This window comes from Pseudomonas sp. 22515, assembly GCF_052044625.1.
GTDB classification, from domain to species: domain Bacteria; phylum Pseudomonadota; class Gammaproteobacteria; order Pseudomonadales; family Pseudomonadaceae; genus Aquipseudomonas; species Aquipseudomonas alloputida.
Window position 1 is genome coordinate 48,441 of record NZ_JBQENN010000033.1, and the last position, 9,179, is coordinate 57,619.

Consider the following 9,179-nt stretch of genomic DNA (forward strand, 5'->3'; position numbering starts at 1 on the left):
CGTGGGTAAAACGCCTGTCAGAACATAGAGTTGGCGCCACGTGTTAAAGGGCTTTGAACCCTTTGTTTTCAAGCATATTTTTATAGAGGCACGGGATTACATGGAAATCGGTCTGCGCGAGTGGCTGATCCTCATCGGCATCATTGTTATCGCCGGGATTCTTTTCGACGGCTGGCGCCGCATGCGCGGCGGGAAAGGCAAGTTGAAATTCCGTCTGGATCGCAGTTATTCCAACCTGCCGGACGAAGAGGGTGGCAGTGCCGAAGTGCTCGGCCCGTCGCGAGTGCTCGATACCCACAAGGAGCCTGAGCTGGACGAAAGCGACCTGCCGTCCCTCAGCGCGTCTGCGCGTGATCGCGAGCGTGAGCCCAAGCCGGTCAAGGCCAGCAAGCGCGGCAAGCGAGCCAGTGCGGCTGCCGATGTGCAGCAGGGTGACCTGAACCTGAGCGCCGAGCAGCGCGAGCCCGACCTGTTTGCCGACAGCGATGACGACTTTGCCGCCGACAACAACCGTAGCAGCGGCGCAGCGTCTGCCAGCAGCAGCGTCAAGGAGTTGCCACCCGCCGAAGAGGTGCTGGTCATCAGCGTGATCTCCCGCGACGAGGGTGGCTTCAAGGGCCCGGCGCTGCTGCAGAACATCCTGGAAAGCGGCTTGCGCTTCGGCGAAATGGACATCTTCCACCGCCACGAGAGCATGGCCGGTCACGGCGAGGTGCTGTTCTCGATGGCCAACGCAGTCAAGCCTGGCGTGTTCGATCTGGACGACATCGATCACTTCAGCACTCGCGCTGTGAGCTTCTTCCTCGGTTTGCCGGGCCCGCGTCATCCGAAGCAGGCTTTCGACGTGATGGTTGCCGCGGCACGCAAGCTGGCCCACGAACTGAACGGTGAGCTCAAGGATGACCAGCGCAGCGTGCTGACTGCCCAGACCATCGAGCACTACCGCCAGCGTATCGTCGAGTTCGAGCGCCGCGCGCTGACCCAGAAACGCTGACAGATCCAGACGAAAGAGCAGCCTGAGGGCGTGCTGGCCGGTTCGGGTATCGTCGTTGCCTGTTCCGGCCTCTTCGCGGGTAAACCCGCTCCTACAGGTACATCACCGCCCTAGGCNAGGCCGGCACAGTCAACAGACACCTGGAACCCCACGCACCACCCCAAGCTGCTCTTTTGCTTTGCAAGAGAAGACAAATCCCATGACCGCCGAAACCCGTATCCTCGAACTGCGTGCCGAGCTCGATCAGCATAACTATCGCTACTACGTGCTCGACGAGCCCAGCGTGCCCGATGCCGAATACGACCGCCTGTTCAACGAGCTCAAGGCGCTGGAAGCTGAACACCCGCACCTGGTAACCCCTGACTCGCCCACCCAGCGCGTTGGCGGCGCTGCCTTGGCTGCGTTCAGCCAGGTGCGCCACGAAGTGCCCATGCTCAGCCTGGGCAACGCCTTCGAAGAAGCCGATCTGCGTGAGTTCGGTCGCCGTGTGGTAGAAGGCCTCGATCAGCCGGGTGCGGTCGACTACAGCTGCGAACCCAAGCTCGATGGCCTGGCCGTGAGCCTGCTGTACCGCGACGGACAGCTGGTGCAGGGCGCCACCCGGGGCGACGGCACCACTGGCGAAGACATCAGCGTCAACGTACGCACCGTGCGCAACATCCCGCTCAAGTTGCAGGGCAAGGGCTGGCCGGCAGTGCTGGAGGTGCGCGGCGAGGTGTACATGAGCAAGGCCGGTTTCGACCGGCTCAATGCCGCCCAGGCCGAGGCCGGTGGCAAGACCTTCGCCAACCCGCGCAATGCCGCCGCTGGCAGCTTGCGCCAGCTGGACTCGAAAATCACCGCCAGCCGCCCGCTGGAGTTCTGCTGCTATGGCGTCGGCCAGTTGTCCGAAAGCATCGGCGACAGCCACATCGGCATCCTCGAGCAACTCAAGGCCTGGGGCCTGCCGATCAGCCGCGAGCTCAAGCATGCGGCGGGCATCGAAGAATGCCTGGCCTACTACCGCGACATTGGCGAGCGGCGTAACAGCCTGCCGTATGAGATCGACGGTGTAGTGTTCAAGGTCAACAGCCTGGCCGCCCAGCGCGAGCTGGGCTTCCGCGCCCGAGAGCCGCGCTGGGCGATTGCCCACAAGTTCCCGGCCATGGAAGAGCTGACCGAGGTGCTGGACGTTGAGTTCCAGGTTGGCCGTACGGGTGCCGTAACGCCTGTGGCGCGGCTGAAGCCGGTCAAGGTGGCCGGTGTGACCGTGTCCAACGCCACCTTGCACAACATGGACGAAATCGCCCGCCTGGGCCTGCGCATCGGCGACACGGTGATCATTCGCAGGGCCGGCGACGTGATCCCGCAAGTGATGCAGGTGGTGCTGGAGCGTCGTCCGCAAGACGCCCGCCCGGTAGAGGTGCCAAGCGAGTGCCCGGTGTGTGGTTCGCAGGTCGAGCGCACCCAGCTGGTCAAACGCAGCAAAGGCAAGGAAACCACCAGCGAAGGTGCGGTGTACCGCTGCGTCGGCCGCCTGGCCTGTGGCGCGCAGCTCAAGCAGGCGATCATTCATTATGTGTCGCGCCGTGCCATGGACATCGACGGCCTGGGTGAGAAGAGTGTCGAGCAGTTGGTGGATGAAGGCCTGATCGGCTCGCCGGCTGACCTGTACAAGCTGCAGTTCGAGCAGGTCGTCGGCCTTGAAGGCTTTGCCGAGGTGTCGACCCAGAAGCTGCTGGATGCCATCGAAGCCAGCAAGCGCCCGAGCCTGGCGCGCTTCATCTACGCGCTGGGCATCCCGGATGTCGGCGAGGAGACTGCCAAGGTGCTGGCCCGCTCGCTGGGCAGCCTGGCGCGCGTGCAGCAGGCATTGCCGCAGGTGCTGACCTATTTGCCGGACATCGGTCTCGAAGTGGCCTACGAGATCCACAATTTCTTTGAAGACGAGCACAACCAGAAGGTTATCCAGCAGCTGCTCGACAGCGGTATGCAGTTGCAGGACGAAGGTGAGCTGGCCGCCGAATTTGCCGCCAGCACCACCTTGGCCGGGATGATCGCCAAGCTCGACATTGCCTCCGTCGGCCCGACCGGTGCCGAGAAGTTGGTGGCCAAGCTCGACAGCCTGGACAAGATCATCGCCGCCGACGGCATTGACCTGCGCCAGGCCCTGGCGGCCAAGCAGGCCGACGCCGTGCGTGAGTTCTTCAAGGATGAAGCAAACCAGAAACTGGCCCGGGACATCGAAGCGCAGCTGCTGGCATTCGGCATGCACTGGAGCAGCGAGAAGAAGGTGGCCGAAGGCTTGCCGCTGGCCGGCCAGACCTGGGTGCTGACCGGTACGCTGGAGCGCATGAGCCGCGACATTGCCAAGGACAAGCTGGAAAGCCTGGGGGCCAAGGTTGCCGGCTCCGTTTCCGGCAAGACCCACTGCGTGGTGGCAGGGCCGGGGGCAGGTTCCAAGCTGGCCAAGGCTGCTGAGCTGGGTGTGAAGGTACTGGACGAAGATGCCTTCGTCACATTCCTGGCCGAACAGGGCATAGCGGTCTAGGCATCCGTGCCCCCCCTGTGGGGGGCAACGGCCTTGCTCAAAACTCGAAAAGCCTGCGCGGTCCCCCGTAGGAGCGGGTTTACCCGCGAAGAGGCCCGTCCAGGCCGTCTCGCCCCTGACAAGTCATTGAGAAATGATGACTTTTTCTGCCGCAGTGGTTGTATCTGCCCCAAAGACCGGTACAATGGCGCCACTCGCTGCTCAGCGAGGCATGTAGTGGTGGCCCCATCGGTCCCTCCGCATTGATTACCCGTTAACCTGGTCAGGCCCGGAAGGGAGCAGCCATAGCGGGAACATCGAGTGCCGGGGTGTGGCTGGTGGGGCCGCCTCCATTTCTGGGGTCGGAAAACCTCAATCTGTAACGAACGTCTTCGTTCTTTTCTGCTTTTCGCCCAATGCTCCTGCCGCCGACAGCTTCATCAGCTGCTGGAATTTCGGGCATGTCAGATGATCTTTCTCAGGGCATTGCGCGGCATGCCGCAAGCCTTTGCTCATCGCTTGCAATCGTTTGATTCTTGCATCCAGTTCATCAGCTTTGGCATTCAGCATCTGCCGGTCGACCTGCAGGTCCACCAGCATCGCCCCCACTTCATCCAGCGAAAACCCCGCAGCCTGCCCCAGGGCGATCAGCGCTAGCCTGTCCGCCACGTCGGCTGCAAACTGTCGACGCTGACCGTGCCCGGCAAGCGACTTGAGCAAGCCTTTCTTCTCGTAGTAACGCAGTGTCGATGCGGGTACGCCTGTGCGTTTGGCGACGTCGGCAATGTCCATTTCGGGCCCTTGACTTGAAGTTGACTTCAACTTCTATGCTGCGCGGCATGGGTAATGACCGTCAACCTTCGAGGGCTTGTTCAAATGACGTTTACTGCGATGTTTCTAGCTGCATTGCCGATTGGCATTGGTGCCACTGTAGTGATGGACCTATGGGGGCTGCTGCTGAGGCGGTTGGGTGTGGCAACGCTGAACTTTGCCATGGTCGGGCGTTGGGCGGGGCACTTGCTAGGCGGGCGTGTTTCGCACCAAGCGATTGCCAAAGCGGAACCGGTGCGTAATGAGTTGGCGTGGGGATGGGGGATTCACTACGCCACCGGCGTGCTTTTCGCGATGCTGCTGCTTGTGATCGTAGGGGAGGGCTGGTTGCGGTCGCCTACTCTTTTACCTGCAGTAGTTGTGGGTGTGGGTACAGTCGTGGCGCCGTTTTGCCTCATGCAGCCGGCGATGGGGGCAGGGTTCTTTGCGTCCAGAACGCCGACACCTGCGCGGAACTGTCTGAAGAGCCTGGCCACGCATTTTGTGTTTGGTGTGGGGTTGTTCTTGAGTGCGTATTTACGGGCTTTGGTGTGAAGACAGGGAGCCCGATAACAGTAAGCACATGATCAGAGTGCCCACTTTAAGATAGGTCTGATAACAGTCTAGGAAAGCCCCTACACGTCAGGCAGGCATAGCGAATTATCCTACGTGTTCCGTCGACTCCCGTCTGATTGTCCCGGTAAACCTCGCCCACTAGGCTTTCGCGGTCGCTGTCAGTTCAGCGATCGGGTGTGGAAGCCTGGGTGGTTTGGCGGCTGTCGATATGACAGTTGTGCGTGGGAGGCCTTCGGGCCTGCCGGGTTTGCCATACCCCTGGTCTTCCACCCCGCGTACAACTGTCACCCTAAGTGTGGAAGCGAAAGGGTGCTCTCAGCCCGGTATGGTGAACTCATGAAAAAACTGGTCCCCGATCCGCTCCACGTCTTTGATCTTCCCCAAGGCAAATCCCTTTCCCGCGCGATCAGCGAAGGCATCGTCCCGATGGAGTTCGCGTTGATGAATGTTTCCCACTACCTGATGTTCGCCTACAGCGATAGCCGGCGGGCGCTTGAGCGTATTCAGGACGAAGAAACCAGGCAGTTGTTGGAGCATGGTTTGCGGGCCATGCAGATTGCCTGGGGGCAGGCGGATGCTGTCAGCTTGGCGTTTGAACGTAAAGGCCGGTGACGTTGAGTTTGTGATAGCGATTGTGAATGTGCCGCACAATGCTGTGGGAGCGGGCATGCCCGCGAAGAATATAGCGCGGTGGATGGCACGGGCTTCGCCCGTGTTCGCGGGCAAGCCCGCTCCCACAGGGATCGCGCCAGCTTTTAGAAATTGAGCAAGACAGTTGCTCCAGCAGTGTTTGCGCAAGCGTTCGCGAAATGAGCAGGACGTTAGTTGCGCTGGCTGTGTGCCGGCATTTTGCTGGGTATTTCGGGCCGGGCCACAGACCTACTGTCCGGGTCGCCCGTCCCTCCATACCGCTGCAAAATCCGCTCGATCTCCCCCGACTGCTTCATCCTTACCAACGCCCGCAACAGCCCTTGTGTCGGTATCGCCGGATCGTTGCGCACCATGCACCCCAAATCCTGTTCGTCCAGCACCGCCAGCGCTTGCAATTGCTGCTCCGCTGGCAACCCTTGGTTGAACCACTGCAACGACAACTGGTTGCTCACCGCATGGCGATACCGGCCGGCCTGCAGCTTTTGCAGTACCAGCAACTGGTTGCGGCTGTCCTCACGGTGCAACTGGCCGTGGTCCAGCAGTGGTTGCAGGGTTGAATAGGTGTAGCCCAGTACCGTGCCGATCGCCTGGGCTGGCAGTTGCTCCGGGGGTATCGGGGTGCTGTCGCTGGCGCGGCCGACCAGTACGTCACGCTGATGAATCAGCGGGATACTCCATACAAAATCCCTTGGGCGGTCGTTGAGCCATTGGGTACTGACGTAGCAACGGACATCAATATCGCCGCTGCTCATGGCCTCCTCCAGGCGCAAGCGGGCCATGACGTGGAACTCGGGGCGAGCGCCCACTTGCCTGGCAACGGCTTGCATCAGGTCGTAAAGCAATCCCTCCACTGGCTGATCGCCTTCGATGCGTACCAGGGGCATGCTCCAGCTCTCGGCTACGGAGAAGCGCAGCACCGGCTGGTCAGCCAGGCTGTTTGTAGACCACAGCAGTAACAGGGCCAGCAGTCTTCGCAAAGGCAATCCTCCCTGGACAATGCGCCATTCCAAGCTTAGACGAGTTGCGCAGGGTGCAATTTTGCCCCCGCTCCGCTAGCATTAGCGATCTTCCGCTCGATCAGGCTACGATGGTTTTTCGATGAGTTATCAGGTTCTTGCACGAAAATGGCGTCCGCGCTCGTTCCGCGAAATGGTCGGCCAGACCCATGTGCTCAAGGCCTTGATCAATGCCTTGGACAACCAGCGCCTGCACCATGCCTACCTGTTCACCGGTACCCGCGGCGTGGGCAAGACGACCATCGCCCGTATTATCGCCAAGTGCCTGAACTGTGAAACCGGCATCACCTCCACGCCCTGTGGCACCTGTTCGGTGTGCCGTGAAATCGACGAAGGCCGTTTCGTCGACCTGATCGAGATCGACGCCGCCAGCCGTACCAAGGTCGAGGACACTCGCGAACTGCTCGATAACGTGCAGTACGCCCCCAGCCGTGGGCGCTTCAAGGTCTACCTGATCGACGAAGTGCACATGCTCTCGACCCACTCGTTCAACGCCTTGCTCAAGACGCTGGAAGAGCCGCCGCCCTACGTCAAGTTCATCCTCGCCACCACCGACCCGCAGAAGCTGCCGGCCACCATCCTGTCGCGCTGCCTGCAGTTCTCGTTGAAGAACATGAGCCCGGAGCGGGTGGTGGAGCACCTCAGCCACGTACTGGCCGCCGAAAATGTGCCGTTCGAGGAAGATGCCCTGTGGCTGCTGGGGCGTGCGGCCGACGGCTCCATGCGGGATGCCATGAGCCTGACCGACCAGGCCATCGCCTTCGGTGAAGGCAAGGTACTGGCTGCCGATGTACGTGCCATGTTGGGTAGCCTCGACCATGGCCAGGTGTATGGGGTCTTGCAGGCACTGCTCGAAGGCGATGCCAGGGCTTTGCTGGAGGCCGTGCGTAATCTGGCCGAGCAAGGGCCGGACTGGTCGGGCGTTCTGGCCGAAATGCTCAATGTGCTGCACCGTGTAGCCATTGCCCAGGCGCTGCCCGAAGCGGTAGACAACGGCCAGGGTGATCGCGAGCGGGTATTGGCGCTGGCTTCGGCGCTGCCGGCCGAGGATGTGCAGTTCTATTATCAGATGGGCCTGATTGGCCGCCGTGACCTGCCCCTTGCGCCGGACCCGCGCGGTGGCTTCGAGATGGTGCTGTTGCGCATGCTGGCGTTCCGCCCGGCAGACACGGACGACGCACCGAAGCCGGTGCTAAAGCCAGCGGGGATCAGCCAGGCCACAGCTGATCCTGCAGGGCAGGTGGCAGCCGCGGCGCCGGTCGAGCCTTCATCACCTGTCGCGGCTGTGCCGGCGGAGCCTGTAGCGCAAGCCCCGCAGCTGGAGGTGCCTGCACCCGCGACGGCTGATCATGAGCCGGAGGCCGAGGCAGATGTTGAGCTGAAGGCCGAAGCCGAGGCCATCTCCGTACCTGAGCCTGTTGCCGAAGTGGTCGACTTGCCGTGGGAAGAGCCTGCCGTTGCGCCCGCGCCGTTAGCGGCTGAACTCGCGCCCGAACCGGCACCTGCACCCGAGCCCGAGCCTGTTGCCCCGGTGGCGCCCCCACAGGCCACCCCGGCACACGACGAGCCGCCTTTCGACCCGTCTGCCTACGCTGCCGTGGGGATGGAGCGCGACGATGAGCCGCCGCTTGACGAAGACTATTACGGCGGCGAAAGCGATCCGGCAGGCTTCAGCTACCTGGACGAGCTGGCCGAACATGTTCAGGAAGACGTGTCCAAACCGGCGGCCGAACCGTTGCCGGCAGCCAAACCGGCCACCGGTCTGGCCCTGCAATGGCTGGAATTATTCCCACAGTTGCCTGTGTCCGGGATGACAGGCAACATCGCGGCAAACTGTACGCTGATTGCCGCCGATGGCGACGACTGGTTGCTGCATCTGGACCCGGGCCAGGGTGCGTTGTTCAACGCCACCCAGCAGCGGCGCCTGAACGAAGCGCTCAACCAGCACTTGGGGCGCACGCTGAACCTGCGCATCGAGCTGATCCTGCCCGAGCAGGAAACCCCGGCTCAGGCCGCAGCGCGCAAGCGTGCCGAGCGCCAGCAGGACGCCGTCGCGTCGATCGAGCAGGATCCGTTGATCCAGCAGATGATCAAGTTGTTCGGCGCCAAGGTGCGGCAGGATACTATTGAGCCTGTAGAAGCCCTGGCCAGTCAGGGCCAGTAACGGATAACCATGCGGCCGGCCCGGTGCCGGGCCGCATCACATGACCCAATCGAGGTATACCCCATGATGAAAGGTGGCATGGCCGGCCTGATGAAGCAGGCCCAGCAGATGCAGGAAAAAATGCAGAAGATGCAGGAAGAACTGGCCAACGCCGAAGTCACCGGTCAGTCCGGTGGCGGTCTGGTGAGCGTGGTGATGACCGGTCGTCACGACGTCAAGCGCGTCAGCATCGACCAGAGCCTGATGTCGACTGATGAAGACGACAAGGAAGTTCTGGAGGACCTCATTGCCGCTGCGCTGAACGACGCCGTGCGCAAGGTTGAGCAAAGCAGCCAGGAAAAGATGGGCGGCATGACCGCCGGCATGCAACTGCCGCCAGGCTTCAAGATGCCGTTCTAAGGCATTGAGGTACTCAAAAACGCCGCTGTTATCAGCGGCGTTTTTTTTTGCGTAGATTTC

8 protein-coding genes and 1 other RNA gene are annotated in these 9,179 nt (G+C 61.8%); 7 read left to right on the plus strand and 2 right to left on the minus strand.

Annotated elements, in window-relative coordinates; translation table 11 throughout:
- The first annotated feature begins 100 nt into the window (after positions 1-100).
- From zipA to ffs, 3 genes are all read left to right on the plus strand, one after another.
- Positions 101-994: a cell division protein ZipA gene (gene zipA / locus ACTJJN_RS24070; RefSeq protein ID WP_060546455.1), complete on the plus strand. Its 894-nt coding sequence runs from the start codon at positions 101-103 to the stop codon at positions 992-994.
- Between the two features lie 199 nt (positions 995-1,193).
- Positions 1,194-3,524, plus strand: coding sequence for an NAD-dependent DNA ligase LigA (gene ligA / locus ACTJJN_RS24075; protein ID WP_440781672.1), 2,331 nt, complete (start codon positions 1,194-1,196; stop codon positions 3,522-3,524).
- Positions 3,525-3,750: 226 nt separating this feature from the next.
- An RNA gene (gene ffs, locus ACTJJN_RS24080) (signal recognition particle sRNA small type) lies at positions 3,751-3,847 on the plus strand.
- Positions 3,848-3,875: 28 nt separating this feature from the next.
- Here the strand turns inward: ffs and ACTJJN_RS24085 are convergent.
- Positions 3,876-4,295, minus strand: a complete 420-nt coding sequence (locus ACTJJN_RS24085; protein WP_088513757.1) for a helix-turn-helix domain-containing protein — start codon at positions 4,293-4,295, stop codon at positions 3,876-3,878.
- An 84-nt stretch (positions 4,296-4,379) separates the two neighbouring features.
- Between ACTJJN_RS24085 and ACTJJN_RS24090 the strand changes: the two genes are divergently transcribed.
- Both ACTJJN_RS24090 and ACTJJN_RS24095 read left to right on the plus strand, forming a co-directional pair.
- Positions 4,380-4,868 (plus strand): DUF2938 domain-containing protein, encoded by a 489-nt coding sequence (locus ACTJJN_RS24090; protein ID WP_088513756.1) that lies wholly within the window; start codon positions 4,380-4,382, stop codon positions 4,866-4,868.
- Positions 4,869-5,225: 357 nt separating this feature from the next.
- The gene (locus ACTJJN_RS24095) at positions 5,226-5,501 is read left to right on the plus strand and encodes a hypothetical protein (protein WP_088513755.1); all 276 of its coding nucleotides are present in this window, start codon (positions 5,226-5,228) and stop codon (positions 5,499-5,501) included.
- 209 nt (positions 5,502-5,710) lie between these two features.
- On the opposite strand, the gene ACTJJN_RS24100 is transcribed toward ACTJJN_RS24095, so the two are convergent.
- Entirely contained in the window at positions 5,711-6,517 is an 807-nt protein-coding gene (locus ACTJJN_RS24100) for a substrate-binding periplasmic protein (RefSeq protein WP_088513753.1), read from the minus strand.
- Positions 6,518-6,638: 121 nt separating this feature from the next.
- Between ACTJJN_RS24100 and dnaX the strand changes: the two genes are divergently transcribed.
- Together dnaX and ACTJJN_RS24110 are read left to right on the plus strand one after the other, a co-directional pair.
- Positions 6,639-8,720 carry a DNA polymerase III subunit gamma/tau gene (gene dnaX / locus ACTJJN_RS24105; RefSeq protein ID WP_088513752.1) on the plus strand — a complete coding sequence of 694 codons (2,082 nt, stop codon included), beginning with the start codon at positions 6,639-6,641 and terminating at the stop codon, positions 8,718-8,720.
- Positions 8,721-8,783: 63 nt separating this feature from the next.
- Positions 8,784-9,119 carry a YbaB/EbfC family nucleoid-associated protein gene (locus ACTJJN_RS24110; RefSeq protein ID WP_003254305.1) on the plus strand — a complete coding sequence of 112 codons (336 nt, stop codon included), beginning with the start codon at positions 8,784-8,786 and terminating at the stop codon, positions 9,117-9,119.
- Positions 9,120-9,179 lie beyond the last annotated feature (60 nt).

Excerpts from the sequence above, each read along its gene's own strand:
- zipA (WP_060546455.1), top strand. The coding sequence starts at position 101 with ATGGAAATCGGTCTGCGCGAGTGGCTGATCCTCATCGGCATCATTGTT.
- ligA (WP_440781672.1), top strand. The coding sequence starts at position 1,194 with ATGACCGCCGAAACCCGTATCCTCGAACTGCGTGCCGAGCTCGATCAG.
- ACTJJN_RS24085 (WP_088513757.1), bottom strand. The coding sequence starts at position 4,295 with ATGGACATTGCCGACGTCGCCAAACGCACAGGCGTACCCGCATCGACA.
- ACTJJN_RS24090 (WP_088513756.1), top strand. The coding sequence starts at position 4,380 with ATGACGTTTACTGCGATGTTTCTAGCTGCATTGCCGATTGGCATTGGT.
- ACTJJN_RS24095 (WP_088513755.1), top strand. The coding sequence starts at position 5,226 with ATGAAAAAACTGGTCCCCGATCCGCTCCACGTCTTTGATCTTCCCCAA.
- dnaX (WP_088513752.1), top strand. The coding sequence starts at position 6,639 with ATGAGTTATCAGGTTCTTGCACGAAAATGGCGTCCGCGCTCGTTCCGC.
- ACTJJN_RS24110 (WP_003254305.1), top strand. The coding sequence starts at position 8,784 with ATGATGAAAGGTGGCATGGCCGGCCTGATGAAGCAGGCCCAGCAGATG.